Here is a 25,268-nt window from a genome sequence, read left to right as displayed (position 1 = left end):
CAACGACTGCTAGTCGGCCTTGAACCGCTTGATGAGCTCGGCGAGCCGGCCCGCGAGCTGGGTGAGCTCGGCGGCCGCCCCGGTGGCCTGCTTCGAGGCCTGCGTCGTCTGGCGCGTCACGTCTTCAATCTCCGCCATGGACGCCACCACCTGCTCGGTGGCCGTGCGCTGCTGCTGGGTCGCCAGGTTGATGACCCGGGCCGCGTCGCTCGTCTCCTGCACGCCGGCGAGGATGCCCTCCACGGCCTGCGCCGCCACCGCGCCCAGCTTCTCGCCGGACTCCGTGGCGTGCTTGGACGCGTCCGCCGCACCCGCCGCGGCCTGCGTGGCCTCGCGGATCTCGGTGATGAGGTTCTTGATCTCCTTGGTGGACTCCAGGACGTTCTCCGCCAGCCGGCGCATCTCCGCCGCGACGATGGAGAAGCCCTTGCCCGCCTCGCCCGCGCGGCTGCCTTCCAGCGCCGCGTTGAGCGCCAGGAGGTCGGAGCGGTCCGCGATCTCGTCAATCACCTCCACCACCGTGCCAATGCGCTCCACGCGCTTGGACAGCTTGGAGATGGAGTCCGCCACCGCGACGCCGTCGCTGCGGATCTGCTGCATGGCCTGGATGAACTCGCCAATGGCGCCCCGGCCCGCGCGGGCCGCGCCCAGCGTCTCCTCGGCCACGCGCGCCACGCTGCCCGCGTTCTCCGCGATCTGCGCGGACGCGTGCTTCAGCTCCTCCATGGTCGCGGTCGTCTCGTGGATGGCCGCGGCCTGCTCGGTGGAGGACGTCTCGTGCTGCGTGGACGCCGCCAGCACCTGGTTGGCGGAGGACGACAGCCGCAGCGCGGCCTCGTTGATCTCCCGCACGAAGATGCGCAGCGTTTCAATGACCTTGCCGAAGCCCTCCAGCAGGGGCCCCAGCTGGGGGTCTTCGGTGGACGTGTTCCAGCGCGACAGGTCGCCTTCGCGCACCAGGATGATCAGCGAGTCCAGCGCCTGATCAATCTCCTGGGCCGCCACCTGCTTGCGGTGCTCGGCCGAGGAGAACTGCTCCAGCACCTGGTTGAGCAGGTGGCCGAAGCCCGTGGGGTCCGCCTGCACGCGGTCCTGCGGGACGCGCGCGTTCAGGTTGCCGGACAGCACCGACATCAGCGTGTCGGTGAAGGGCTTGAGCGGATCCACCACGGTGTTCGCGACGCCGGCGGTGTCCGCACCGGCCTTCGCGCCCGGGGTCTTCCTCGCGCCGCGGGACTTCGCGGGCTTCTCGTTGGGGCTCTCCAGGGACATGTGTGTCAGTGCCTTCCTTGCGTCTTCAAGGTTTCCGCCAAATCAATGAGCAACACGGGACGTGCCGCCTCTTCATCCACGCCGAGGCAGACGCCCACCGCATACGAAGCCGCCGCCGCCGCCGCCGGCATGCGGCGCAGCCCGGCGAGCGGGATGGAGCGCACCCCGTTGACGGCGTCCACCTTCAGGTGGCCCTCGCCCTCGGGGGTGTCGAACACCAGCGCGCGGTGCCCCTTGTGGGGCAGGCCCAGGTCGCGCACGGTCAGATCATCCGGGAGCGCCCGGTCGATGCGCAGCACGGACGACGCGTCCGTGCCGTACTCCGAATCGCCAATCTGGAAGAAGAGGATGTCCACCTCCGCCAGGGCGGGGGCTTGGTCCGCGTCCAGCCCGGAGGCCGGCTCCTCGCGCGGGACATTGGCGCTCATCGCACCACCGCGCGCTGACGGGCCGTCTGCAGAAGCTTGGAGAAGTTGAGCAGGTTGAGGCCGTCCTGCGGCCCGGCCCCCTGCACGACGCCCAACAGGTGCTCCGCGGCCTGATCACCGCCCAGCGGCGGCGGCAGGATGTCCGCCACGGGGACGCGGCGCAGCCCGAGCACGGTGTCCGCCACCACGCCGGACACGTAGCTGCCGCTGACGCCCACGAAGATGCGGGTGCGCGGACCGATGCGCGCCTCGCCCTTGCTGAGGAAGCGCAACAGGTCCACCACCGGCAGCACCTGGCCCCGGTGGCCGGTGACGCCCAGGATGAAGGACGGCGTGCGTGGCAGCGGCGTGAGCAGCCCGGCGCGCATCACCTCGAGCACGTTCTCGCTGGGGATGCCGAAGCGCAGATCGCCCACGCGGAAACAGAAGAATTCCTGCTCCGGCCGGGCCTGGGCGGCCACCGTGCGATCTGGCGCCATGCGCAAGGCGCGTTGGAGGGGAGAGGAGGTCGAGGTCAAGGCAGTGAAGTATCCAAGACGAGGAAAGAGGGGGTCAAGGGTCCATCGTCCGGGGCAGGACAGCCCGCCTGCTCTCCGTTTCGATGGTCCGGCGTGACCCAAAGGTGTAGGGTTGTGCGCTGGCAGCCCCTGAGGAGGACGATGTCCCGCGTACTGGTCATTGACGACAGCCCGATGCTTCTGGAGCTCACCGTCCGGGCCCTGACCGCCGCCGGTTACGAGGCCAGCGGCGCGCAGGATCTGGCCGCGCTCGACCAGAAGCTCACCGAGGGCCCGTTCGCGCTCATCCTCATGGACGTGAACATGCCGGAGATGTTCGGCGACGACGTCGTCGAGTACCTCCGCAAGCAGAAGGGCGTCACCGCCAAGCTCGTCCTCTACTCCGACATCTCCGAGCAGGAGCTGGAGGCGAAGACGAAGAACTCCGGCGCGGACGGCTACATCCTGAAGAGCGGAGGCCTGGAGGGCGTGCTGGGCGGCGTGATGGGGCTCATCGGCGCCCCGGCGCTGAACATCCCCGTCGCGGTCCCCGCCCCGGCCCTGGCCGCCGCCCCTGCCGCCGCCGCGGCGGCTCCGGCCGCACCCGCCACGGGTTCCGGCGGACTCCCCAAGGCCCCCATGGCCGCGGGTGGACGCAAGCCGCGCATCCTCATCGTGGACGACAGCGAGATGACCGCGCGGATCATCGAAGCGGACCTCGTGTCCAAGGGCTTCGAGGTCCACGTCGCGGACACCGCGGACAAGGCCACGAAGATCATCCTGAAGAAACAGACGCGCCCGGACCTGGTGCTGCTGGACGTGCGCATGCCCAACGTGAACGGCGAACAGTTCTGCCGCTTCATCAAGAGCAACAGCCTCTTCAAGGGCATCAAGGTGCTGCTGTGCTCCGGTGAGAACGTCGAGGAGCTCCAGCGCATCTGCCGCGAGGCCGGCGCCGACGGCTACATCCCCAAGGACGCCGTGATGGGCAACCTCGTCGCCAAGGAGCTGATGCCCCCCGGCGCCGAGTAGCCGCCCCGCCCGGGCCCCCTCAGGGCTTCGCGGCCGCCTCCGGCTTCGCGCCCGCATCGGACGGCGCGGTCTCCTGCGCCGGGCAGCTCGTCCTGCTCGCGCGCTCCCGCAGCTGCGACTGCACTTCCGCGGACTTCGCCTCGGAGGGCTTCGCGTTCTCCACGAAGCGCTGGTACGCGGCCAATGCCTCGCAGGGCTTGCCCAGCGCGTCGTAGGACTTCACCAGCGCATTGAGGATGGGGCGCTGGCCGGGCTGCAGGTCGAAGGCCTTCTGGTAGTCCGCCGCGGCCTCCTCCGTGCGCGCCAGGGCCTCCAGCGAGAGGCCGCGCCACACGTGGTAGCTCGCGTTTTCAGGCTGCGCCGTCACCAGCCCGGTGGCGGCCTTCAGCGCCTGCTCCTTCTCACCGGCGCGCGCGTGCGCCGTGTACGCCAGCTGGAGCAGGACGATGTTCGGGCCGCACCTCTCCGTGAACGTGTCCGTCGCGCGGGCCAGGCCCTGGGTGTCACCGGTGTCCAGCAGCAGCTGCGCCAGCTGCTGCGCCTTCGCCTTGTCGCACGGCGTCTCCGCCAGGTCTTCGCGCAGCTTGCGCACGAGCGGCTTCTTCATGCCGTGGTCGAACTTCGGCTCCTCGGGTGCCTTGCTGCACGCACCGAGGACGGCACCGGAGGAGAGACAGAAGACGGCGAGGCGGAACGCGGAACGGGAGGAGGCGGACATGCCGCCCTGCGTAGCCCTTACCTCCCGGAGGGTCAAACCTCCAGCACGCCCGCGGCGTTCTCCCGCTCATCCAGGCCGCGCGCGAAGTTGCCGATGATCAGCCCCGGCCGCGCCGCCTTCAGCCGCTGGAGCAGCGCGCGGATCCCCACCGGCTCACCGCCCGCGCCCACTCCGCGCGCGACCTCCAGGTACTGGAGCGGATCAATGCACAGCGAGCGCGTCTGCACCTGATCCACGCGGTACCTGCGCACCAGGTTCTCCAGCGCCTGCACCTCGCCCTCGCGGTCGGTGACGCCGGGGAACAGGAGCAGGTTGAGCGCCAGGTACGCGCCCCGCTCGCGAGCCAGCGCGATGGACGCCTCCACGTCCTCCCAGCCGTACTTCACCGGCTTGTAGTAGGCCTCGTAGAGCCCCTTCGACGCGGAGTTGAGCGACACGCGCACGGCGTCCAGCCCCGCGTCCAGCAGGGCCGCGAGCCCGTGCGTGAGGCTGGCGTTGGTGTTGATGTTGATGGAGCCCTTGGCCGTCTTCGCGCGCATCAGGCGGATGGACTCCGCGATGAACTTCCAGCGCGTGAGCGGCTCGCCCTCGCACCCCTGGCCGAAGCTCACCATGGTGCGGCCCGGCGCGTTCTCCAGGTGGTACAGGCCGATGGCCGCCATCTCCTCCGCGGAGGGGCCGTCATCCATGCGCTCGTGCGAGGCGGGCGGGCCATCCGCGGGCTGATCCGAGATGCAGCCGACGCAGCGCGCGTTGCACATCACCGACGCGGGGATGGCGCCCTCGTCGCGTGCGTAGAAGATGTTCTGCGACGTGAAGCACCGGTACAAGAGCGCGCACGTCTTCAGCTGCTTGAGCACGCGGCTGTCCGGGAAGCGCTCCATGTGCGCCTTCACCAGGCCCTTCAGCTCCGGCGTGGAGTACGACTCCGGCTCCCAGTGCGAGCGACGGTCGGTGTGGATGGCCCACGCGAGCGGCCCCTTCTCTCCCCACGCCGCCGCCGTGTACGCCCACTGCGGCAGCACCGGCCCGCTGCCCTTCACCTCGCCGGGGAGGAACGTGCGCGTGTAGCCGGGGGGCAGGAGCGCGCCGACGGCATTGGGCACGAAGGTCTTGCCGCCCACCTTCATCTCGCGGACCAGCTCCAGCTCGCCCGTGTCCGGGTTGAGCCCCACGGGCAGCCGTCCAGGCAGGTGCACCAGGCGGCCGGCCGCTGGCAGGGCAATGGGCTTGTCCTGCGGGGGCACCAGCTCCTCGCCGCTTCGCAGCGTGGCGATGAGGTAGGGATGCTCCATGACCCGGCCCTTGGGGTCCGCGAAGAGCAGCTTCGGCGCGTGCGTCATGCGCCGTTAACTAACACGGGTCGGCCGTCATGCGTCCAACGCCTCGCGTCATGTGGATGGATGAATGAGGCCCATCACGGCCGGCACGTCGCGGAGCCGGGGCGCGCCTTGAAAGCGCCCATGCGCTGGTCTATGGGTCCGCCACGCTTTCCAGGCAGTCCCCCATTCGTCGGAGGCAGTCGTGATCGTCGGAGTTCCCAAGGAGATCAAAACCCGTGAGTACCGTGTCGGCATGGTGCCTGCGGGTGTGCGCGCGCTCACCAGCGCGGGCCACACGGTGCTGGTCGAGACGAACGCTGGCGTCGGCTCCGGCATCCCGGATTCGGAGTACCAGCGCGTCGGCGCGCAGATCATCTCCAGCGCGGATGAGGTGTGGAAGCGCGCGGAGATGGTCGTCAAGGTGAAGGAGCCCATCGCGCCCGAGTACGAGCGCATGCAGCCGGGGCAGATCGTCTACACGTACTTCCACCTGGCCGGCGTGGATCCGGAGCTCACCAAGACGCTCATCAAGAAGAAGGTGACCGCGGTCGCCTACGAGACGCTCCAGCTGGACGACGGCAGCCTCCCGCTGCTCAAGCCCATGTCCGAGGTGGCCGGCAAGATGGCCATCCAGGTGGGCGCCGCGTGCCTGGAGAAGGCCCACGGTGGCAAGGGCATCCTGCTGGGCGGCGTGCCCGGCGTGCGCCGCGGCCGCGTGGCCGTCATCGGCGGTGGCGTGGTGGGCCTGTGCGCCGCCAAGGTCGCCGTTGGCATGGGCGCGGAAGTGACCATCCTGGACGTGAACCTGGAGCGCCTCACCTACCTGGACGACGTGTTCCTCGGCCGCGCGCAGACGCTGGCCTCGGACACGGAGTCCATCGCGCGCACCGTGCGCGAGTCGGACCTCGTCGTCGGCGCGGTGCTCATCCCCGGCGGCAAGGCCCCCAAGCTGGTGTCGCGCGAGCTCATCGGCGAGATGGAGCCCGGCTCCGTCGTCGTCGACGTGGCGGTGGACCAGGGCGGCTGCATCGAGACCTGCAAGCCCACCACGCACGACAACCCCACCTTCACCGTGAGCGACGTCGTCCACTACTGCGTGGCGAACATGCCCGGCGCGGTGCCGCAGACGTCCACCTTCGCGCTCACCAACACCACCCGCCCCTACTCGCGGAAGATCGCGGACCTGGGCCTGGTGGAGGCCATCAAGGGCGACCGCGCCCTCCAGCGCGCTATCAACACCTACAACGGCCACATCACCTACGAGGCCGTCGCCAAGGACATGGGGTACGACTACGTGCCCCTGATGGATGCACTCGGCGGCAAGAAGTAACGCAGCGCCTGCCTCCCCTTCAGCCGGCCAGCCTCGTGCTGGCCGGTTGTCGGCACCGGCCCCTGGGACGGATGTCCCCTCCGGTTCCCATCCTGTGGAATAAATGATCCTGTCGAGCGTCTCCGCACCCCAGAAGCGGGCATGCGGGCGGCGTGGCAGGGGAAAGCGTTGTTGACCCGTCTGCTCCGGTGCATAGATTGACCGTTAGACAGGCGACGCATTCCCCAATCATTTCGGGCCCCTGGAAGGCGGGAGCATGATGCTGGACTTCAGGCAACCCAACCGGACGAAGCAGGAATTCGAAGAGCTGGCGCTGGCGCACCTGGATCCGCTCTATTCGGCGGCCCTCCGGTTGACCAAGAACGAGCGCGACGCCGAGGACCTGGTGCAGGACACCTGCATGCGGGCCTACCGCTTCTTCGACAAGTTCGAGCGCGGGACCAACATCAAGGCCTGGCTCTTCAAGATCCTCACGAACACCTTCATCAACCGCTACCGCCGCAAGGTGAAGGAGCGCACGGTGGTGGAGGGCGTGGAGCGCGAGGCGGTGCATGAGCGCTTCGTGAGCCGGGACGCGACGGACTTCGCGGCCAACCCGGAGCAGTACTTCTTCGACCGGCTCCTGTCGGACGACGTGCTGCGGGCCATCGACTCGCTGCCCATCGACTTCCGGCTGGTGGTCATCCTGGCGGACCTCCAGGAGTTCTCCTACAAGGAGATCGCGGAGATCCTGGAGTGCCCCGTGGGCACGGTGATGAGCCGCCTGTTCCGCGGCCGCAAGCTGCTGCAGAAGACGCTGCGCGAGTACGCGGAAGGTCAGGGCGTCTTCCGGCATGACGGGGAGCCGGTGCAGGTTCCGGCGGACCTGGAAGAGTACCGTCGTAGGAAGAAGGCAGGCTAGAAAGAGGTTGGAGGGGCGTCGCACTCCCTCCGGACCACCTCATCGAGCGCCCATGACCTGCCAGGAACTCGAGCGGTTGCTGTATCCGTACCTCGACGGCGAATTCCAGCCCGAGGAACGCCACGACGTGGAATCGCATCTCGAAGGTTGCGCCGCCTGTGTCGCGCGGGTGGACGAGGAGATGCAGCTGCGTCAGACGCTTCGCCGCGCGGCGAAGCACGCTGTCTCCACCCAGGGCACGCGCGCGCCGGCGTCGCTGCGCGCGGGCATCCAGTCCGGCCTGCACCGCGAGCACCGCCGCGCCCAGGTGAACCAGTGGCTGCGCGCCGGGGCCCTGGCCCTGGTGGTGGTGACCGTGAGCGGCGGCTGGATGCTGTACCAGTCCGGCAAGGCGCAGAAGGCCACCATCCTGGAGGCCGTGCAGCGCCACACGCGCCAGCGTCCCCTGGAGTTCGTCGCGGGCACGCCGGAGCAGATCGAAGCGTGGTTCAACGACAAGGTGGAGCACCGCATCACCCTGCCCCGCCTGCAGCAGGCGCGGCCCGTGGGCGCGCGCTTCTCCACGCTCAACGGCCAGGAGGTCGTCTACGTCAGCTACGAGACGCAGCCTCGCGCCACCACCGAACCCAAGCGCAACATCGGCGTGTTCGTCTATCCGGCCACGGGGCAGCGGGTGATCAAGGACGAGGGCCCCACGGTGGAGAACGTCGCCGTGGACTCGAGCCAGGCGTACAACGTCGTGACGTGGCGTGATCAGGACGTCACCTATGAGCTGGTGACGGACCTGGATGACGCCGCCATCCTGCAGATGCTGCGGGATCAGGAGCACCGCTCCAACGGTCTCGCGCGCCCCGCGCAGGTGAAGCCCGCGGTGAGCGTGCAGCCCGTGTCGCTACAGCCCTGAAGCCCTCGGACAGCGAGGGCTCGGGCGGTCGCCTGCTCAACTGAATACCGGGCGTTGCGCCCGGTGTGAAGATTGACGGTCCCAGGTATGGCCGATAGCCTCGACGGCGTCTTCACTCTCGCGCGCCGCCGTGTCTGTTCCTCGCGGTGTTACACCGCGCGCCGTACTCCCAGGATGGCCGTCCCTTCATGTCCAAGCGAATCCTGATCGTCGAAAGCGACGCCACCCTCGCCACCGCCCTGCAGCAGGCCCTGGAGGCCCGGGGCTTCTCCGCGCAGACGACGGGCGACGGCAAGGGCAGCGTGGAGCTGATCCGCCGTGAGCGCCCCGACCTCGTGGTGCTCGCGGTGGACCTGTCCGCGGGACAGAACGGCTATCTCATCTGCGGCAAGCTGAAGAAGGATGACGAGCTCAAGGCGGTTCCCATCGTCATCATCGGCAGCCCGGACGGCTTCGCGGCGCACAGCAAGCTGAAGGCGCGCGCGGACGAGTACGTGGCCAAGCCCGTGGACGCGAACGTCCTCATCGAGCGCGTGGGCGGCGTCATCGGCTTCCCGGAGCCGCCCGTCAGCCACGAGGTCGTGGACGAGAGCCTCACGCTGGACTCGCTGGGCGAGGAGCCCGCGACGGACTTCGGCGAGGAGATCGCCGTCGACACGGGCGAGGAGCCCGCGGTGGCCGGGGAAGACCTGGACATGCTCGACGACGCCTTCGGCGACATGACCTCCGAGCCCGTGGCGGGCAGCGCCGAGGAGCCCGTGGTGGCGCCTCCGGAGGAGCTGGAGTCCCCGTCCGGCCTGGAGGAGATCTCCGCGCTCGACTCGCTGGGCCCCGAGAGCGACGACTCGCTGGACATGCTGGGCAGCCTGGACGAGCCGGAGGAGAAGACCGTGGTCGGCTTCATGCCGCCGGTGGAGCCGGAGCCCGCCGCGGCCGCCCCCACCCCGCCGCCCACGCGCCCCGCTCCCACGCCCCTGCGCGCGGTGCCCCCGCCCGCCGCCACGACCCGCCCCGCTCCGGTGACGCCGGCCGCCGCCCCGGGCCCATCCGCCGCGGACCTGGCGGAGCTGCGCAACCTGCGCGCGAAGGTGGCGGAGCTGCAGAGCGCGCTGGAGGACTCTCGCGCCGAGACGACGCAGGTCGAGGAGCGCGTGCAGGTGCTGGAGTCCGAGCTCCAGGCGAAGGCCACGGAGCTGGAGGCGTCCCGCTCCACCGCCGGCAAGAACGACAAGGACACCTTCGCGCTGCGTGACACCGTCAACAAGCGCGACAAGGAGATCCTCCGCCTCAAGTCCGAGCTGAACCAGAAGGACCAGGAGATCATCGAGCTGAAGGATCAGCACCTGGAGCTGGAGCAGAAGGCCTCCACCTCCGAGGAGGAGCTGAACCGCCGCGACGCGCAGATCAAGACGCTCACCACGCGCACCGAGCAGCTCACCACGGAGCGCAAGCGCGTGGATCAGCAGCTGGCCACGGCGAAGGAGGAGGCGCGCGGCGCCACCGCGAAGCTGGGCACGCTCCAGGCGGAGCTGGATCAGCACCAGGCCCAGGCCCAGGCGCTCCAGGGCGAGGTGGAGAGCCTGCGCGCCCAGGTGGCCCAGCAGGACGCGGACCTCCAGGCCGTGCGCGAGGAGGCCGAAGGGCTGCGCTCGCAGGTGGAGGCGGCGCAGGGCGAGCTGGAAGGCCTGCGTGGCCAGCTGGAGCAGGCCCAGGCGGAGCTCTCCAACCAGAGCGCCCAGGCGGCCGCGGAGGCGGATGGCCTGCGCGCGCGCATCACCGAGCTGGAGCAGGCGGCGGTGCGCAACGAGGAGCGCGTCACGAAGCTCTACGCGCGCATCAAGGGCGACGAGAAGCTGCGCGAGAAGACCAAGAAGGCGCTCGCCATCGCGCAGCAGCTGCTGGACGAGCCGGGCACCTCCGTGGGCGACGACGCCGACGAGGAAGCCGCGGCCTGAAGCACCGGCCGGGGGAAGGCGCGGACCGCCCTCCCCCACTTCCAGCCCTCGCGCTACTTCCCGGCCTCCTTCTTGGGGGCCGTTTTCTTTTCGTGCAGCTTCTTGGCGAAGGACTGCACGGCGGCGGGCACGTTCTTGTCGCGGGACAGGTCCTTGAGCTCCGCGTCGCGCAGGGTGTTGAGGAACTTCATGGTGACGGTGAGCGGCACCTTGGGGTTCTTCACCAGCGCGAGCTTCACCTTCTGCATCTTCGTCCACTCGCGGTTGTTGTAGATGACGCGCAGCACGTCCTCGTTGATGGCGCGGTTCGCGGCGCACGCGAGCACCTCGCCGTCGGTGATGCGGGGGCTGCGGATCACGGCCACGCAGACGAGCTTGTTGGTGTCGCGGATGAGCGCGGAGCGGGCCTCCTTGTTGCCCAGCGTGCCCAGCTTGATCTTCTCCGCGATGGACATCTTCATGATCCGCTGCGCGAGCGTCAGGCGCTTGCCCTCCTCCATGGGAGCAGCGTCCTCGGCCTGCGCGTCCGAGCCCAGCTCCTGGAGCACCTCCTCCGCGGTGGGGCCCGGATCCGGCGGCGCGGCGGCGGCCTGCGGGCCGTAGATGCGCACGCGGGCGGCCTGCATCTGGGGCACGTCCGCCAGCACCAGGCCGCTGCGGACCGCGAAGTCACAGACGCCGTCCACCAGCGACACCGGGACGCCGGGGTTGGCGCACAGGTTGCGGATGATGGACTCGTTGCGCAGCAGGCGCAGCTGGTTCTGGGAGATGATCTCCGCCACCTTCGGGCTGCACGTGGCCGCCACGCTGGACACGGCGTCGTCCGGCGTCTCCGAGTTGAGGACGAGCATCTCCGCGTAGGCTTCCTTGTCCTTCAACAGGCCCAGGAAGTAGCCCAGCACGGGCGGCTGCACGCCCTCGTCGCGCAGCGCGGAGCCGAGGATGCGATCCGGCAGGTTCGCGGACGTCTTGGCGGCCGTCTCGCGCACGCCCGCGTCCGGGTCGAACGTGAGCATGTAGAGCGCGCCCAGCATGTCCGCCGGGTTGAGCGGCACCAGCGACTTGGCGGCCATCATCCGCAGCGGCACGGGGGCGTTGGGGTCCACGTGCTTGCGCAGGTTGGGCGGCAGGAACTCCGCGTTGAAGGGGCAGCCTGGGGGCGGGGCCGGAATGCTGGGGTCGGCGGCGGTGCTCATGTCGCGTGATTCCTTCCGTAGATGATGCGCAGCCCCTCCAGGGTGAGGAACTCGTCCACCTCCTGGATGGCCTTCGATTCACTGGCCACCAGCGGGGCGAGGCCCCCGGTGGCCACCACTTTCGCGGAGAAGCCCATCTCCGCCTCCATGCGCGCGCACAGGCCGTCCACCATGCTCACGTAGCCGTGGACCAGGCCGGACTGCATGGAGTGCACCGTGTTGCGGCCCACCACGTGCGGCGGCCGGGCGAACTCCACGCGCGGCAGCTTGGAGGCGTTCTGGAACAGGGCCTCCATGGAGATGTTGATGCCGGGACAGATGGCGCCGCCCAGGTACTCGCCCTTGGGCGTCACCGCGTCCAGCGTCGTCGCGGTGCCGAAGTCCACCACGATGAGGCCGCGGTGGTGCTTCTCATAGGCGGCCACCGCGTTGACGATGCGGTCCGCGCCCACTTCACGCGGGTTGTCGTAGAGGATGGGCATGCCCGTCTTCACGCCCGGCCCCACGAACATGGGGCGCGTCTTGAAGTAGCGCTCGCTCATCTTCTCCAGGATGTACTGGAGCGGCGGCACCACGCTGGACACGGCCAGGGCCTTCACCTGGTTCGCGTCGATGCCGCTCCACGCGAAGAGCTGGCGCACGAGGATGCCGTACTCGTCCGCGCTCCGGCGCGCGCTCGTCTCCAGGCGCCAGTGGTCCAGCAGCCGGCGGCCCTCGTACACGCCCAGGACGGTGTTGGTGTTGCCGACGTCGATGGCCAGGAGCATCAGGGGCGCACTCTAGCGCTGGGGACGCAGCTGCTCCACGTCCCCCGCCAGCACGCGCTCCACACGCCCGTCCGCCATGCGCACCAGCAGGGCGCCCGTGGGGTCGATGTCCTCCGCGAACCCCTCCCAGTCCCCCCGGTCCGTCTTCACCCGGACCGGCACGCCCAGGGTGCTGGAGAGCGCCTTCCAGCGGGCGCGCACCGCGTCGAAGCCGGTGGCCAGGTACGTGTCCAGCCAGGTCTCCAACCGGTTCCACAGGGCCGCGGTGAACGTCGCGCGGGGCACCGGCCGTCCCAGCGCCAGGGAGAGTGACGTGGCCGTGGCGCGCAGCTCCTCGGGGAAGTGCTCCTCGCCGGCGTTGAGGTTCACGCCCACGCCCACGACGACGAAGTGCACGCGCTCGGGTTCGGCGGACAGCTCCGTGAGGATGCCGGCCACCTTGCGGCCTGAAATCTGGACGTCGTTGGGCCACTTGATGGCGGCGTCCGCGCCCGCGTCGCGCAGCGTCTCCGCCAGGGCCACGGCGGCCACCAGCGTGAGCTCCGGCGCGCGCTGGGGGGGCAGTTCCGGGCGCAGGATGGCGGAGAAGTACAGGTTCAGGTTCGGCGGCGACACCCAGGCGCGGCCCCGGCGGCCCTTGCCCGCCGTCTGCTGCTCGGCCACCACCACCGTGCCATGCGCGGCGCCGTCCTGGGCCAGCCGGAAGGCCGCCGCGTTGGTGGAGCCGATGGTGTCGTGGTGGTGCAGCACGCGGCCCAGCGCGCGCGTGGTGAGCAGCGGGTGGACCTCCAGCGCGGACAGCCGGTCCGGCCGGCCCACCAGCCGGTAGCCCTTCGCGGGCACCGCTTCGATGCGGTAGCCCTTCAGACGCAGGGCCTCCACGTGCTTCCACACCGCCGTGCGCGACAGCCCCAGCCGGGTGGAAAGCGCCTCGCCGGAGATGAAACCCTCCCCTCCTTCCGCGAGGAAGTTGAGGATGCGCGCGTCCTGCGTCAGCTCGTTCGTCGTCTCCACGGTGGGGCGAGCCGCTTCAGTTCGAGGCGGGAGCGGCCTGCGTCGAGGGCGCGGCGCCCGGGCTGGCCTTGAAGGAGATGAGCTCCAGTTCGGTCTGCGGCACGCGCTGGCCGTCCTGCTCCGTGGCCACGTCCACGCGGACCAGGCCCACGCCCGCGGCGAAGGTCATCGTGTTGACGAGCGTCGTCTTCCCGTCCACCTTGTTGCGGCCTTCCACGCTCACGCAGTTGGGGAACGAGCCCGCGGGCACCTGGCACGCGAAGCCCACCTGCACCAGCTGGTAGCGCTCCGTGGAGGACACGGACACGACGTTGTTCCAGCCGCGCCCGGCCTCCAGCGGACCGCGCAGGAGGTAGCGCTTGGGGTCGCGCAGGCCGAAGGCGTCCACCGTGAGCTGGCCGCCCTGATTGTCCACGAAGTACCCGTCCTGCTCCTTGACGATCTCCACCGTGACGGGTTTGTCGTCGCGCCCATCGATGCGGTACGTCCACGCGTTGCCCACCGCCAGCGGGTAGTACTGGGCAATGGACTCGGGCGAGGGGCGCGCGTCCGCTTCGACGCGCTTCGCGCAGCCGGAGCCCACCAGCGTGGAGGCCAGGAGGGCCAGGCCCCCCACCATCGACAGCGACTGCTTCAAGGACGGCTGCTTCATGCGCTCAAGGGTCCGCGTGGCCCTGGCCACGCGCCTCCGCGGTTGCGTGGTTGCGTGATGCGTAGAGGGTGTCCAGCGCCTGCTGCGCGGCGGCCTGCACGGACGGCGTGTCGTGCCCCTGGGCCACCGTGTAGAGGTACGCCTCCGCCTCGGGGCCGCCAATCTCGCCCACGGCGAAGACGATCTCCTGCAGGAAGCCCGAGTCGCGGCCGCGCGCCAGGTCGATGAGCGCCGGCACTGCGCTCTTGGCCTTCATCTCCGCCAGCGCGCCGATGGTGCGGCGCACCTGATCCGCGTCGCTGGTGTCCTTGAGGCGATCAATCAACAGCGGCGCCGCGGCCGGGTGCTTGCGCTCGGCCAGCGTCCGCAGGGCGAACTCGCGGATGCGCGCGTCGGTGGCCTGGAGGTCCGCCACCAGCGCCTCGTCCGAGCGGTCCAACGCGGCGAACTGCAGCGCCGCGGACTCCGCGACCTGCCTGAGCGCGCTCTCCAGCGCGGCGCGCATGGCCGTCCGGCGCCCCTCCGGCGAGTCCTCCTGAACCGCCGCCTCGCCCAGGCCCACGACCTCGTAGCGCTGGGGTGTGTTGCCGCCGAAGCGCTCCAGGGACAGGTTGGCGCCCACCTCCGCGAAGCTGTGCGGATTGCCGTCCTTCAGCACCTCGCGGGTGAAGGGCACGTCCAGCGAAAGCCGCCAGGGGCGGGACTTCTTGGGGACCTCTTCGTCCACCAGCTCGAAGCGGCCGGAGGACTGCAGCGCGCCGTCGAACAGGTCCCGCACGCCTTCCGGGCCGAAGCCCAGGAGGGCGTTGTCCCGCAGGGTGGCCCCGGAGAGCTCCACCGGCGCCACCGGATAGCGCGGAGCCTGCGAGCGGCAGGCCCCGAGGAACAGCACGCAGGAGGTAAGCAGCAGGGCCGGCTTCATGGCCTCCACAGGCTAACACTCCCGCGTCCACCGCACCTGATTCCGTGCGGGGGCTCAGCCTTCCTTGTTGCCCTCGGACGAACCGTCCGTCCCAGGCGACGGCGCTTCGTTGGCGGGCTGCGCGGACACCTCGGCGGTGGCCGCATCCGGAGGCAGCGCCTGCGAGGCCGCCGGAGTCTCCGCGTCGGACGCGGCCCGCGTGGCTTCGCCGGACTCCAAGGTGGCCTGCACCGCTTCGCCCGCCTGCCAGGTCCTGCCCACGGCGGGCGACGTGGCGTCGGACTCTCCCTGCGCGGGGCTGGCGGACGCCTGCGCCGTCATGGGCAGGGCCTCACCCGCGAGAGCGACGGGCTCGCCCGTGACGCTGCCAGCCGGCGAAGGCGCGGCGATGGCACCAGAGGTCCCCTCCCCTTCGGAGGCGACCGCCGCCACCGTGGTGGCACCGGCCGACTCGGTGGTGGCGGTGGCTCCGCCCGCGGACGCGGCGGCCTCACCGGTGGCCGCGCCCGCTTCACCCGCGGGCGAGCCCTCCGCTCCGCGCGTGCCACGGCCGCGACGGCCGCGGCGGCGGCGGCGGCGGCGCTTGCGCTCGGAGGCGTTGCCCTCGGCGGCGCCGGCCTCGGCGCCCTCCTTGGCTCCGCCCACGAAGGCGCTGGCGGCCTCCAGATCCTCGTCGTCACCCTCGTCGTCGCCCTCCTCGGACTCGTCCTCTTCCGACGCGGGCGTGAACCCGGCGGCGGCCGGCGGCGCGGGGGCCACCGGCGAGGCCTTGGCCTCGGAGCCCTCGGCGCCCGGCTGGGCGGCGTCGCGGGACTCGGCGCGCTCGCGCTGACGGTCGCGGCGGCGCTCGGCGCGATCCGGACGCTCGCTCCGCTCGGGACGGTCCGTGCGCTCGGAGGTGGCGGCGACAGCGACCTCGCCATCGCCCTCCTCGCGGGCCTGCTTCTCGCTCTTGCGCTCCTCGCGGCGCCGCTGGGCCTCCTCGGCGTCCAGCTTGGCGGCCTCGAAGAAGCGCTCGTCGATGTCGTACAGCTCCACCTGGGTGACGGTGACGGCGGTCTTCGCCTCCAGGAACTTCTCGCCCAGGGCGTCACCGCACCACAGCATCACCAGCGAGCCGGAGGCCTGCGCCTCGGAGCGCGCGTCGCCGCGCACCTCGCCCGCGCTCACCAGCAGGCCCACCTGCGCGGAGTAGTGGCCCAGGTCGCGCCGCAGCTCCTGCACCGTCTTGCGGTCGATGCCCGGCGTGCCCTTGAGCATGCGCACGGCGTAGCGCAGCTCCACGCTGCCCTCGCGCTTGCGCGCGGTGAGCAGGGGACCTTCCTTGGAGCGCTTGGCGACCTTCAGCTCGCGGAAGCCCAGCCCGTGCATCATCTTCACCACGGACTTCTCGAAGGTGCCCACGTCCGCGTCGCCCAGGCGCTTGCGCAGCCCGCGCGCCACCGCCCGGCGCGCGTCCTTGAGGGCCGTGCGCGCGGTGGTGATGAGGGCCTCGTCCACCAGCGGCTCGCCGGCCGCGGCGGGCTTGCCCAGCACCGGGCGGCCCCCCTCCAGCGGGATGCCCAGGGCCTGCGCGAAGGCGGCCTGGAGCTCCAGGGGCGGCGCCTCGCTCGGCGCGCCCGCGCGCTCCAGGGACACCTCGCCGGTCTCCTGGTTGAAGGCGTACTGGGGGCGGCGGCCGGCGTCGATGCGGCGCTGGTTGTCCTCCAGCAGGGCGGTGAGCACCGCCTCCACCGTGGTCTCCTCCGCGCACAGCTCCTTGCCCTTGGCGCGCTCGATGATCTGATCCGTGCGCAGCGCGGCCTCCGCCTCGCTGAGGATCTCGAACACCACCTCCGGCAGCGGCGGGAAGCGCTTGCGGCGGCCACCCCGCTCCTCTTCGCCCTCGTCACGGCGGCGCTTGCGCTCCGTGCCCCGGCCCGACGCGCGGACGTTGTCCGTGCGCGGCTCCGGGTGGCGCTCCACCGGCCGCAGCGGAGGCAAGTCCTCCTCCGGATGCGGCTCCATCACGCCCGTCTGTGCAAGTGCCTCGATGTCCTCGGGAAGCGACCAGTCCGTCAATGCGAAGGTATCCTTCGCCGTGACAATCACCTTGCGATCCCGCGTCCGTCGCGCCATGGCGGCCAGTCGCGACAGCATCGTCACTTCCGGCGTCTTACCGATGTGGGACAGCAGGCTCAGCTGGATGGACTTCTCCGTGATCTCAAGGAAATGCAGGGGGCGACCTTCGCTCTCCAGTACCCGGAGCGCGGCCTCGTAAAATGTCATCGAGTATTCCCCAAGAATTCCGAACGGTTACAAAAATGTAGGTCCGTATGGGCGGCGGATGCTAGCCACCGCTAAACTGGCTTGTCAACGAACGTCAATGACCCGTCTTCGCATCGGACACCATTGGAAGCGCGAACCGTCAGCCTCCCCGCTCGATTCCATCGCGCTGGAACTGGACGGGGTGAACCTGTTGCCCGGGGCGGTGGAGGAGCCCCTGGCGGAGGTCGTCCCCGCGCTGGTGGAGGCGGTAGCCGCCCTGCACGCGGGGAAGCGGCGGCTGGCGCAGGTGTCACTGACGGAGGCGCACCTGGAGCTCGTGTTGCGGCGCGTCGGGCCGGACATCGAGCTGTCGGTGGCCAGCCTCGCCCGGCCCGCGCACCTGCTGCGCCCGCCCATCCGGGTGGACGCCGAGGAGCTGACGAAGGCCACCCGCCAGAGCGGTCAGCGCTTCCTCCAGGACGTGACGAAGCTCGCCCCCAAGGCGCTGTCCGCCTCGGCCGCCCGGAAGCTGGGCGAGGCGCTCCAGGGCCTGGGCAAGGCCGCCCCGCATGCGGAAGGGCCACCGGTGCCCCCCACCCCGCTGCGGATCGAGCCCGTCTCCGTGCCGGGGTTCGGCTTCGAGCTGAAGGACATCTCCCCCGCCTCGCGCGAGGCGCCCTCGAAGGGCACCTCCGGGGCGCTGGCGCCGCTGTTGGGTGCGGGCGAGGTGTGGCTGGCGCTGCCCGGACGGCCGCAGGCGTGGCGCGCGCAGGGGCCGCCGTTCCTCACGGTGCTGGAGCTGTCTCGGCAGGCGGTGGAGCTGGCGCGGGCGGTGGAGCTGGGCGAGGCCCGCTTCGAGTTCGAGCCCGCGGGCGTGCGCCCCCTGCTGACGCTGGACCTGCCAGGACGGCGGGCGAAGCTGGGGCCCACCGGCACCTGGTTCGAGCTGGAGCCGGCGGCGCTCCTGTCCGCCCTCTTCCAGTTGGGCGAGGCGCTGGGCCTGGCGTTCGCGGAGGCGCACCGGGTCCAGGTCTCCAACCCGTACCTCGTGGAGCTGGCGGAGCGCTGCCGCGAGGGGCTGTCGCACCTGCGGGGCGCCCACAAGCCGCCCGAGGCCGAGGGCGAGGCACGCGAGCGCAAGCCTTCCCCGGCGCGCGGTGAGTCCCGCCCCCTGAAGGTGCCCGGGAAGCTGAGGCGCCTGCGCTTCGAGAAGCTGTGGGAGCAGCGCGGGCTGGAGGAGCCGGAGGAGGCGCGGCTGCTGTTGGGCCGGCATGGGCCGGTGTACTGCGCGCCGGGGCTGGCGGGGGCGTTCTCGCGCAAGGACGGCGGGCTCTTGTGGCGCCGGGCCGCGTCGCTGGGCGTGGCGGCGTCCGCGGATGGCCACGCGGTGGCGGCGGACGACACGCGCGTGTACGGCTTCACCGGCCGGGGCGCGGGGGCCCGATGGCTGCACGACCATGACGGAATCCCGCTGGGACCGCTGCTCCTGCGCCAGGACGGGCTGCTCGTGACGCTGTCGGAGGACCGCACGGCGGTGGCCTTCGCGGAGGCCACGGGCCGCGAGGTGTGGCGCCTGGCCCCGCCGCGCACGCAGCGCGGGTGGCTGGCCACGCAGGGACACCGGGCGCTCCTGTCCACGGACTCGGGCTACCTGTACGGCCTGGACCTGGAGGACGGCCAGGTGCGCTACCGGCTGCGCTCACCGCTGCCCTTCCATGGGCCCCCGGTCCCGTGGGGCCGGCGCTTCCTGGCGCTCATGGGGCGCGGCTCGCACCACGCGCTGCTGCTCGCGGACGCGCACACCGGAGAGGCGCAGTGGACGTTCGAGCCGGACCTCCTCCTGCCCTCCACGCCGCTGCCGGTGGGCCAGCGGGTGCTCATGGCCGGGATGCGCGACCAGGACGGGTTCCTGGTGTGCCTGGACGCGCGCGGACGCAAGGTCTGGGAGCGCGCGCTGCACCTGGGCCCCGGGCCCTACGCGCTGGCGCCGCTGCCTCGCGCGGTGGTGGTGACGAGCGCATCCGGGGCCGCCGCTCGCGTGGCCCTGTCCGGACAGGTGGACTGGCGCGTGGGCGCGGCGGGTGAGCCGCTGATCACCGCGCTGCCGGCGCGCACCGCCCGCGACGTGACGCTCATCGCGGGCGAGGTGGTGCGCGCGGTGGATCCTCGCGGCGGTCAGGTGCTCGCGGAGGTGCGCGCGGGGGTGGGGCTCGTCGCGCTCCAGGCCGACGTGCGCCTCAACCTGTACTTCCTGGACGACGCCGGCACGCTGTCCGCGTACCGGCTGGGTTCGCACTTCGCCGTGGTGAAGTGACGACGACGAAGGGCTCCCCGCCCTTCATCCGAAACGAAGGGCTACCCGCCCTTCTTGGCGGAGGCCTTGGCCGGGTCGATCTCCTCCTCCGGCCGCTCCTCCTGCGTGGCGCCTTCCCACGTCTCGTTGGCGCCCAGCTTCCACTCCGACGGCACGTCCATCTTCCACACGTAGGTGGCGTTGGCGTTGCCGCCCGACGCCGCGTGCGAGGAGACGTTGATGGTCATCTCCAGCTTCGACACGTCCGCGGGCATGAGGTCCAGGTCGTAGTGGCCCAGCACCATCTGCGGGGGGAACTCGGCGATGAGGCGCTCGGGGTAGTCGATCTTCATCGACGGGTCGGCGCCGCGCATCTCGCCCAGGAGCTTGCCCTTCGCGTCCGTGAGCTTCCACACCGTGTCGAACGTGGCGCTGGTGACCATCTTCTTCACCTTGCCCTCGTCCTTCTCCACGCGCTGCGCGCCCCAGAGCACCAGCTGCAGGCGGATCTGCGGCTTGCCCATCACCATCACCACGTCGTTGGACACCACGTCCAGGCGCATGCCCTTGTCCGTGGCGGTCCACACCGGGCGGTAGCGGCCCTCGTGCAGGGCGTCGAACTGCTTGCGCGCGTACTCGTAGAAGGCCTTGCGGTCCGTGGCGCGGTTGTCCTTCTTGTCGCCGCCCGACTCCGCGCGCTTGTCCAGCTCCGCCAGGTAGTTGTCGAACTTCTTGTTGCCGTGGAAGCGGTCCAGGTGGCCGTCGATGTCGTCGAAGTACGCCTTGAAGAACGACCTCAGCTCGTCCCGGTAGGACGCCTCATCCGGGTTGGAGCGCATCCACCCCACCCGCTCCAGGTAGACCGACTGGATCCGGCGGAAGTCCGCGTCCCGCTCCGCCTCGAGTGCCCGGGCGGAGGCGGTGCGGTGGCTCGCCACTGCGGCGACGATCACCAGGGCGATGACAACGATGATTCCGAAGTAGCGCTTCAAGCGACAGGCTCCTGTGCGTACGGGCAGGCAATGATATGAGCCCCATCATCGTGCCCCAGGCCGAGGGAATCCAACTGTTCACCGTGCCCCTTCCGCTGGAGGAAGGGGAGCTGCTGGGAAGTCCCCAGATCGCCTGGCAGGCCCATGGGAAACCGTCAGACGGCAAAGCGGTGGTGGTGCTGCACGACCTGTCGCACTCCCATCAAGCGCTGCGCACGGAAGTGAACGGTGCGTACGAACCTTCGGGCTGGGGGCGCGAGCTGATCGGCCCGGGCAAGGCGCTGGATCCGGAGGTGACGCCGGTCATCGTGCCCAACCTGCTGGGCAGCCCGTTCGGCTCCACGTCGCCGCTGACGCCGGATCCGCACACCGGCGCGCCGTGGGGCGCGACGCTCCCGCCGCTCACCGTGCTGGACATGGCGCGAGGCGTGTCCGCGCTCCTGCGCTCCATGGAGCTCACGCGCGTGCGGGCCCTGGTGGGCGTGGGCCTGGGAGGGCTGGTGGCGCTGCGGCTCGCGGCGCTGTTCCCGGAGCTGACCGACGGCGTGGTGGTGCTGGGCGCGGCGCGGGCGCTGCCGGAGGGGCTGCGCGAGAAGCTGGGGCTCACGTCGCAGGTGCTGCGCATGGCGCCCGACAACGAGGACACCCCGCCCCTGCGCGAGCGCGCGCCGAACCGGACGCTGGCGCGGCTGCGGCTGGACTACCTCAAGCTGCTCTACGGGCGCGACCACCTGGCCAGCGCGTATCCGGACAGCGCGGCGGCGCAGGCGGCGCTGGAGGCGGAGGCCGCGTCATTCGCGGACACGTTCGATCCGGTGGCGTGGTCGCTGCTGTGCTCCGCGTACGCGGGCTGCGACCTGACGGAGACGTTCCCGAAGATCCGCGCGCGGGTGCTCCTGCTCGTGGGCTCGACGGACGCGTTGGCCCCGGCGGGCCGCGTGCGGGACACCTACCACCAGCTGACGGCGGCGGGGGTGCAGGCGCGGTTCGTGGAGCTGCAGGGGCCGGGGGATCACGGCACCCTGCTGTCGGACGCGCACCGGCTCAAGGGGCCGGTGCAGGACTTCCTGCGCTGGCTGCGTGGCTAGCGCTGGGCCTGATGCTGCGTGGCGAGCCGCGCCCGGAGCGCGCCCACCAGCATCCCGATGGCGATGTCGTTGTTGCCGCCGTGCGGGATGATGATGTCCGCGTGGTGCTTGGACGGCTCCACGAAGCCCATGTGCATGGGGCGCACGTGGCGCAGGTACTGGCCCACCACGTGGTCGAAGTCGCGGCCGCGGTCCTTGATGTCGCGGGTGAGGCGGCGAAGGATGCGCAGGTCGTCGTCCGCGTCGACGTAGATCTTCACGTCCATCTCGTCGCGCACCTCCTTCATGTGGAGCACGAGGATGCCCTCGATGAGGATGATGTCCCCGGGGTCCACGCGGTGCGTGTGCGGCTGACGGCCGGACGTGACGAAGTCGTAGACGGGCTTCTGGATGGCGTGGCCCTGCTTGAGCGCGCGCAGGTGGCTGACCAACAGCTCCGTGTCGAAGGCGTCGGGATGGTCGAAGTTCACCTCCCGCCGCTCTTCGAGGGACATGTCCTTCAGGTCCCGGTAGTACGAATCCTGATCAATGAAGGCGACCCGGCAGTCGGCAAGGGCCTCACGCACCTTGCGGGCCACCGTGGTCTTGCCGGACGCGGTGCCGCCCGCGATGCCAACGACGAGGGGTGACGACATGCGGCGGGCACTACCCCACCAGACAGGTGGGCGCAAGGGTCCGTTCACCTACGGACACTGCCGCCCCTTATGCCCGCCGCAAGAGACCGCGCGCCTGCCCTTCCGCGAGCAGCCATCCGGGCAGGGACTCCGCCGGGAGCGGGCCGTCCGCGAGCCCCCGAAGCCCCTCGGCCACCTCCGGCGGGAGCGTCAGGACCTCGAAGCCCGGGGCCTTGCGGCGGATGGCGAAGCGCCAGGGGCCGGGTCCCGGCCGGGCCGCCACCTGCGCCAGGGCCTCCAGGCCGGACACCTCCAGCGCCCCACAGGCCCATGCGCGGCCGGTGAGGTGCCGCCGCAACGCCCGTGCGGCGAAGACGAGCTCCGTCAGGTCCGCGGGGAACGAGCCCAGCCGGACGTCCTCGGCCAGCGCCACCTGGCCCGGCGCGGGGGCCGGAGGCTCCTGGAGGAAGGCGTGCGGCAGCATCATCTCCAGGGACAGCGCGGCGGCCACCCCGTCCGACGGCGAGGCCATCACGCGCTTGCGGGCCCAGGACGCGAAGGCGTGGGACAGCGACCTGCCCAGCCCGTCGAAGAGCCCTCGGTACTCGCGCGAGCGGGTGAAGGACTCCAGCCCCTCCGGCGTCGCCGCGAGCAGCAGGCGCGTGAGGGGCCACTCCTTGTCCAGCTGCTCCGCCACCACCGCCAGGCGGAAGTCCCGGTCCGCGCGCGTGCCCTCGGGGTCCTCGTCCTCCGCGGCCGGCGTGACGCCGTGCCCTGCGTCGAAGAGCGCCCATGGGCGGCTGTCCCCGGTGAGCGCGGGCACGGGCGCGCGCGACGCGGGGACGTCGATGGCGGGCCGTGACGCTCCTGTCACAAGCGCGCGCAGCCTCCGCAGCGACGCGAGCGCGACCTCCGGCGGATGGCCATCGCCCTCGAAGGTGACGGCGCGCAGGCGCGGGCAGCGCGGGAGGACCTCCGCCAGCAGTTCGAACAGCTCCTCGCGCACGGGCTGCGTGTGATCATCCACGTAGAAGGTCCGCCCTCCCCTGCGTGTCACCACGCCGCCCGCGATGTGGAGCTCCACGACCTGATCCAGCGGGAAGCCATCCAGCCCCGTGCGCAGGGGCAGGCCCGCGGAGAGCTGGTGGCTGAAGAGGTGGCCCAGGTCCAGGAGCAGCGGCAGGCCCGTGCGCGCGTGCAGCTTCGCCATGAAGTCCAGCGCGTGCATCCCACCGCGCGTGGCGAGCACCGCGGGGTTCTCAATCACCAGCGGGACGCTCAAGCCCGCCTGGATGTGGAGCGCGTGCGCCGCGCTGTCCCGCACGCCCGCTTCGTTGAACGGCGGCGTGACATAGAGGTAGCCCGGGAAGGGCTGACCGCCCGCGTGCCACCAGCCCACGTCGTTGCCCACCCACGGGCTGCCCACCGCGCGCGCGTGCGCGTCCAGCTGCGCGAGCGCGGACGCGGGCTCCAGCTCCGGCCCCCACAGGTTCAGGTGCACGGGATGGAAGAGGACCGGCACCTCCGAGCGCCGGCGCCACATCTCCGGAAAGAGCGTGGCCTGGGCCTTCGCCTCCTCCAGCGCGATGGGCGCGCTGTACTCCACGAAGTCGAAGAGGCCGGGCGAGGCATCGAGCAACCGGTACGGCTGCGGCACGTCCGAGGCGCTCAGGTTGCTGCTCAGCCCCAGCCCCATCCAGGGCAGTGACCACGAATCCGATGCAGGGCGCGTCATGGGCACACCCTAACCAGCCCGGCTCCGGGTGGCGCTACCCTTGTGAGGGCGGCCGCTCCAGGCGCACGTCCTTCAGCGTCAGCACCCGGCCGTCCGCCGCGCGCACCTCCAGCGGCTTCACCGGCTTTCCGTGCGCCTTGTCGAGCACCCGCGTGCGGGGTTCGCCCGCCTGGAAACAGTGCTCCTGCCCCCACTGCCCCAGCGCGACCAGGATGGGAAAGAGGCTCTGGCCCTTCTCCGTCAGCACGTACTCCTGCCAGGCGCTGCCGTCGGAGGCCGGCTGCGTTTCGAGGATGCCGTGGTCCACCAGGTGCCGCAGGCGCTGGGCCAGGATGTTCTTCGCCACGCCCAGGCTCTTCTGGAACTCACCGAAGCGGCGCAGGCCGTACTGCGCATCCCGCACGATGAGCAGCGACCACCAGTCCCCGATGACGTCCAGCGACCGGGCCACCGGGCACATCACCCCTTCCATGCTCGTCCGCTTCACCGCCGCCTCCTTCCTCGGGCTCATCCACAACTGGTTGCATAACGAAACCAGGGTTTTTATTCATCCGGCGATTGGTTTCATCATGAAACCAAAAACGCGGAGGCAGGCGGATGCGGCTCAAGGGAAAGACGGCGCTGATCACGGGCGGTAACAGTGGCATCGGGCTGGCGACGGCGCGGCTGTTCGTGGCGGAGGGGGCGCGGGTGGCCATCACCGGCCGCAACCGGGAGACGCTGGACGCGGTGGTGAAGAAGCTGGGCGCGAACGTGCTGGCGGTGCAGGCGGACGCCACGGAGCCATCCGCCCTGGAGCGCGCGGTGGCGGCGACGGTGGAGCGCTTCGGCGGATTGGACATCGTGTTCGCCAACGCCGGCATCGCGGAACGGACGCCCGTGGGCAGGACGTCGCATGAGGCGTTCACGTCCGTGCTCCAGACCAACGTCACCGGGGTGTTCTTCACGGTGCAGGCCGCGGCCGCGCACCTGAAGCCCGGCGCGTCGGTCATCCTCACCAGCTCCGTGCACAGCGAGTTGGGGATGCCGGGCTACTCCGCATACGCGGCGAGCAAGGGCGCGCTGAAGGCGATGGCGAGCGTGCTCGCGGCGGAGCTCGCGCCACAGGGCATCCGCGTCAACGTCGTGTCCCCTGGCGCGACGAACACGCCCATCTGGGAGAAGGACGCGCCCACGCCGGAGTCCTTCGCGAAGCTGGAGCGCCGCATGTCCGCCACCATCCCCCTGGGGCGCATCGGCAAGCCGGAGGAGATCGCCAGGACGGTGCTGTTTCTCGCATCCGACGAAGCGTCCTACGTGAACGGGCAGGATCTGTTCGTCGATGGCGGCGTCAACGGTGCGGCGCTGGGTGCGCCCTTGTTCCGCGCGCCCCAGTCGGCCTGAGGCAGC

Annotated in this window: 23 protein-coding genes; 8 read left to right on the top strand and 15 right to left on the bottom strand. The window is 70.9% G+C overall.

Features of this window, described 5'->3' with window-relative positions; genetic code table 11:
* Positions 1 to 9: 9 nt before the first annotated feature.
* From KYK13_RS19305 to KYK13_RS19295, 3 genes are read right to left on the bottom strand one after another with little or no spacing between them, the layout of a single operon-like run.
* Positions 10 to 1,272 (bottom strand): methyl-accepting chemotaxis protein, encoded by a 1,263-nt coding sequence (locus KYK13_RS19305; RefSeq protein ID WP_223646293.1) that lies wholly within the window; start codon positions 1,270 to 1,272, stop codon positions 10 to 12.
* A gap of 5 nt (positions 1,273 to 1,277) precedes the next feature.
* Entirely contained in the window at positions 1,278 to 1,700 is a 423-nt protein-coding gene (locus tag KYK13_RS19300; RefSeq protein ID WP_223646286.1) for a Frizzy aggregation protein FrzB, read from the bottom strand.
* Positions 1,697 to 2,179 carry a chemotaxis protein CheW gene (locus KYK13_RS19295; protein WP_223646284.1) on the bottom strand — a complete coding sequence of 161 codons (483 nt, stop codon included), beginning with the start codon at positions 2,177 to 2,179 and terminating at the stop codon, positions 1,697 to 1,699. Before KYK13_RS19295 ends, KYK13_RS19300 begins: the two co-directional genes overlap by 4 nt.
* 180 nt (positions 2,180 to 2,359) lie before the next feature.
* On the opposite strand from KYK13_RS19295, the gene KYK13_RS19290 reads away from it, so the two are divergent.
* Positions 2,360 to 3,229, top strand: a complete 870-nt coding sequence (locus KYK13_RS19290) for a response regulator (protein ID WP_223646282.1) — start codon at positions 2,360 to 2,362, stop codon at positions 3,227 to 3,229.
* A 19-nt stretch (positions 3,230 to 3,248) separates the two neighbouring features.
* Here the strand turns inward: KYK13_RS19290 and KYK13_RS19285 are convergent, their stop codons facing one another.
* Positions 3,249 to 3,947 (bottom strand): hypothetical protein, encoded by a 699-nt coding sequence (locus tag KYK13_RS19285; RefSeq protein WP_223646280.1) that lies wholly within the window; start codon positions 3,945 to 3,947, stop codon positions 3,249 to 3,251.
* A gap of 32 nt (positions 3,948 to 3,979) precedes the next feature.
* Positions 3,980 to 5,290, bottom strand: a complete 1,311-nt coding sequence (locus tag KYK13_RS19280) for a radical SAM protein (RefSeq protein WP_223646278.1) — start codon at positions 5,288 to 5,290, stop codon at positions 3,980 to 3,982.
* Between the two features lie 181 nt (positions 5,291 to 5,471).
* On the opposite strand from KYK13_RS19280, the gene ald reads away from it, so the two are divergent.
* From ald to KYK13_RS19260, 4 genes are all read left to right on the top strand, one after another.
* Positions 5,472 to 6,599 carry an alanine dehydrogenase gene (ald, locus tag KYK13_RS19275; RefSeq protein ID WP_223646277.1) on the top strand — a complete coding sequence of 376 codons (1,128 nt, stop codon included), beginning with the start codon at positions 5,472 to 5,474 and terminating at the stop codon, positions 6,597 to 6,599.
* 259 nt (positions 6,600 to 6,858) lie between these two features.
* Positions 6,859 to 7,500, top strand: a complete 642-nt coding sequence (locus KYK13_RS19270; RefSeq protein ID WP_370645426.1) for a sigma-70 family RNA polymerase sigma factor — start codon at positions 6,859 to 6,861, stop codon at positions 7,498 to 7,500.
* 52 nt (positions 7,501 to 7,552) lie between these two features.
* On the top strand, positions 7,553 to 8,404 hold the full coding sequence (locus KYK13_RS19265) for an anti-sigma factor (RefSeq protein ID WP_223646275.1): 852 nt from the start codon (positions 7,553 to 7,555) through the stop codon (positions 8,402 to 8,404).
* 188 nt (positions 8,405 to 8,592) lie between these two features.
* On the top strand, positions 8,593 to 10,359 hold the full coding sequence (locus KYK13_RS19260; RefSeq protein ID WP_223646274.1) for a response regulator: 1,767 nt from the start codon (positions 8,593 to 8,595) through the stop codon (positions 10,357 to 10,359).
* A gap of 53 nt (positions 10,360 to 10,412) precedes the next feature.
* Here the strand turns inward: KYK13_RS19260 and KYK13_RS19255 are convergent, their stop codons facing one another.
* Genes KYK13_RS19255 through KYK13_RS19230 form a run of 6 tightly spaced genes read right to left on the bottom strand, consistent with a single transcriptional unit; the run spans position 10,413 to position 17,178 of the window.
* Positions 10,413 to 11,555, bottom strand: coding sequence for a hypothetical protein (locus KYK13_RS19255; protein ID WP_223646273.1), 1,143 nt, complete (start codon positions 11,553 to 11,555; stop codon positions 10,413 to 10,415).
* A complete protein-coding gene (locus KYK13_RS19250; RefSeq protein ID WP_223646272.1) occupies positions 11,552 to 12,322 on the bottom strand; it encodes a type III pantothenate kinase in 771 nt (256 codons plus the stop codon). The genes KYK13_RS19255 and KYK13_RS19250 overlap by 4 nt, the downstream gene beginning before the upstream one ends.
* Positions 12,323 to 12,334: 12 nt before the next feature.
* Entirely contained in the window at positions 12,335 to 13,336 is a 1,002-nt protein-coding gene (locus KYK13_RS19245) for a biotin--[acetyl-CoA-carboxylase] ligase (protein WP_223646271.1), read from the bottom strand.
* A 16-nt stretch (positions 13,337 to 13,352) separates the two neighbouring features.
* The gene (locus tag KYK13_RS19240; RefSeq protein WP_223646269.1) at positions 13,353 to 13,988 is read right to left on the bottom strand and encodes a hypothetical protein; all 636 of its coding nucleotides are present in this window, start codon (positions 13,986 to 13,988) and stop codon (positions 13,353 to 13,355) included.
* 4 nt (positions 13,989 to 13,992) lie between these two features.
* Positions 13,993 to 14,910, bottom strand: coding sequence for a HEAT repeat domain-containing protein (locus KYK13_RS19235; RefSeq protein ID WP_223646267.1), 918 nt, complete (start codon positions 14,908 to 14,910; stop codon positions 13,993 to 13,995).
* Positions 14,911 to 14,964: 54 nt separating this feature from the next.
* Positions 14,965 to 17,178 (bottom strand): restriction endonuclease, encoded by a 2,214-nt coding sequence (locus KYK13_RS19230; RefSeq protein WP_223646266.1) that lies wholly within the window; start codon positions 17,176 to 17,178, stop codon positions 14,965 to 14,967.
* A gap of 97 nt (positions 17,179 to 17,275) precedes the next feature.
* Between KYK13_RS19230 and KYK13_RS19225 the strand changes: the two genes are divergently transcribed.
* Positions 17,276 to 19,471: a PQQ-binding-like beta-propeller repeat protein gene (locus KYK13_RS19225; protein ID WP_223646264.1), complete on the top strand. Its 2,196-nt coding sequence runs from the start codon at positions 17,276 to 17,278 to the stop codon at positions 19,469 to 19,471.
* Between the two features lie 41 nt (positions 19,472 to 19,512).
* Here the strand turns inward: KYK13_RS19225 and KYK13_RS19220 are convergent, their stop codons facing one another.
* Entirely contained in the window at positions 19,513 to 20,442 is a 930-nt protein-coding gene (locus KYK13_RS19220; RefSeq protein WP_223646262.1) for a hypothetical protein, read from the bottom strand.
* Between the two features lie 35 nt (positions 20,443 to 20,477).
* Between KYK13_RS19220 and KYK13_RS19215 the strand changes: the two genes are divergently transcribed.
* The gene (locus tag KYK13_RS19215) at positions 20,478 to 21,530 is read left to right on the top strand and encodes an alpha/beta fold hydrolase (protein WP_223646260.1); all 1,053 of its coding nucleotides are present in this window, start codon (positions 20,478 to 20,480) and stop codon (positions 21,528 to 21,530) included.
* On the opposite strand, the gene udk is transcribed toward KYK13_RS19215, so the two are convergent.
* The 3 genes from udk to KYK13_RS19200 form a co-directional block, all read right to left on the bottom strand.
* Positions 21,527 to 22,165, bottom strand: coding sequence for a uridine kinase (gene udk, locus KYK13_RS19210; RefSeq protein ID WP_223646258.1), 639 nt, complete (start codon positions 22,163 to 22,165; stop codon positions 21,527 to 21,529). The two genes, KYK13_RS19215 and udk, sit on opposite strands and share 4 nt — an antisense overlap.
* 67 nt (positions 22,166 to 22,232) lie before the next feature.
* Positions 22,233 to 23,879, bottom strand: coding sequence for a DUF692 family multinuclear iron-containing protein (locus tag KYK13_RS19205; RefSeq protein ID WP_223646256.1), 1,647 nt, complete (start codon positions 23,877 to 23,879; stop codon positions 22,233 to 22,235).
* A gap of 34 nt (positions 23,880 to 23,913) precedes the next feature.
* Positions 23,914 to 24,390, bottom strand: coding sequence for a helix-turn-helix domain-containing protein (locus KYK13_RS19200; protein WP_223646254.1), 477 nt, complete (start codon positions 24,388 to 24,390; stop codon positions 23,914 to 23,916).
* Positions 24,391 to 24,476: 86 nt separating this feature from the next.
* Between KYK13_RS19200 and KYK13_RS19195 the strand changes: the two genes are divergently transcribed.
* Positions 24,477 to 25,262 (top strand): SDR family NAD(P)-dependent oxidoreductase, encoded by a 786-nt coding sequence (locus tag KYK13_RS19195; protein WP_223646252.1) that lies wholly within the window; start codon positions 24,477 to 24,479, stop codon positions 25,260 to 25,262.
* The last annotated feature ends 6 nt before the right edge of the window (positions 25,263 to 25,268 follow it).

Origin of the sequence: Corallococcus sp. EGB (assembly GCF_019968905.1) — a bacterium.
GTDB lineage: Bacteria > Myxococcota > Myxococcia > Myxococcales > Myxococcaceae > Corallococcus.
The sequence above is the reverse complement of the archived record's forward strand: the minus strand, read 5'-3'. Positions and strand labels throughout refer to the sequence as shown.

What these genes read in the sequence shown, in the direction of transcription:
- KYK13_RS19250 (WP_223646272.1), bottom strand. Translation starts at nt 12,322, where the DNA reads ATGCTCCTGGCCATCGACGTCGGCAACACCAACACCGTCCTGGGCGTG.
- KYK13_RS19205 (WP_223646256.1), bottom strand. Translation starts at nt 23,879, where the DNA reads ATGACGCGCCCTGCATCGGATTCGTGGTCACTGCCCTGGATGGGGCTG.
- KYK13_RS19270 (WP_370645426.1), top strand. Translation starts at nt 6,859, where the DNA reads ATGCTGGACTTCAGGCAACCCAACCGGACGAAGCAGGAATTCGAAGAG.
- udk (WP_223646258.1), bottom strand. Translation starts at nt 22,165, where the DNA reads ATGTCGTCACCCCTCGTCGTTGGCATCGCGGGCGGCACCGCGTCCGGC.
- KYK13_RS19295 (WP_223646284.1), bottom strand. Translation starts at nt 2,179, where the DNA reads ATGGCGCCAGATCGCACGGTGGCCGCCCAGGCCCGGCCGGAGCAGGAA.
- KYK13_RS19200 (WP_223646254.1), bottom strand. Translation starts at nt 24,390, where the DNA reads ATGAGCCCGAGGAAGGAGGCGGCGGTGAAGCGGACGAGCATGGAAGGG.
- KYK13_RS19290 (WP_223646282.1), top strand. Translation starts at nt 2,360, where the DNA reads ATGTCCCGCGTACTGGTCATTGACGACAGCCCGATGCTTCTGGAGCTC.
- KYK13_RS19305 (WP_223646293.1), bottom strand. Translation starts at nt 1,272, where the DNA reads ATGTCCCTGGAGAGCCCCAACGAGAAGCCCGCGAAGTCCCGCGGCGCG.
- KYK13_RS19260 (WP_223646274.1), top strand. Translation starts at nt 8,593, where the DNA reads ATGTCCAAGCGAATCCTGATCGTCGAAAGCGACGCCACCCTCGCCACC.
- KYK13_RS19230 (WP_223646266.1), bottom strand. Translation starts at nt 17,178, where the DNA reads ATGACATTTTACGAGGCCGCGCTCCGGGTACTGGAGAGCGAAGGTCGC.
- KYK13_RS19240 (WP_223646269.1), bottom strand. Translation starts at nt 13,988, where the DNA reads ATGAAGCAGCCGTCCTTGAAGCAGTCGCTGTCGATGGTGGGGGGCCTG.
- KYK13_RS19255 (WP_223646273.1), bottom strand. Translation starts at nt 11,555, where the DNA reads ATGAGCACCGCCGCCGACCCCAGCATTCCGGCCCCGCCCCCAGGCTGC.
- KYK13_RS19265 (WP_223646275.1), top strand. Translation starts at nt 7,553, where the DNA reads ATGACCTGCCAGGAACTCGAGCGGTTGCTGTATCCGTACCTCGACGGC.
- KYK13_RS19285 (WP_223646280.1), bottom strand. Translation starts at nt 3,947, where the DNA reads ATGTCCGCCTCCTCCCGTTCCGCGTTCCGCCTCGCCGTCTTCTGTCTC.
- KYK13_RS19225 (WP_223646264.1), top strand. Translation starts at nt 17,276, where the DNA reads ATGACCCGTCTTCGCATCGGACACCATTGGAAGCGCGAACCGTCAGCC.
- KYK13_RS19235 (WP_223646267.1), bottom strand. Translation starts at nt 14,910, where the DNA reads ATGAAGCCGGCCCTGCTGCTTACCTCCTGCGTGCTGTTCCTCGGGGCC.
- KYK13_RS19195 (WP_223646252.1), top strand. Translation starts at nt 24,477, where the DNA reads ATGCGGCTCAAGGGAAAGACGGCGCTGATCACGGGCGGTAACAGTGGC.
- KYK13_RS19300 (WP_223646286.1), bottom strand. Translation starts at nt 1,700, where the DNA reads ATGAGCGCCAATGTCCCGCGCGAGGAGCCGGCCTCCGGGCTGGACGCG.
- KYK13_RS19280 (WP_223646278.1), bottom strand. Translation starts at nt 5,290, where the DNA reads ATGACGCACGCGCCGAAGCTGCTCTTCGCGGACCCCAAGGGCCGGGTC.
- KYK13_RS19215 (WP_223646260.1), top strand. Translation starts at nt 20,478, where the DNA reads ATGAGCCCCATCATCGTGCCCCAGGCCGAGGGAATCCAACTGTTCACC.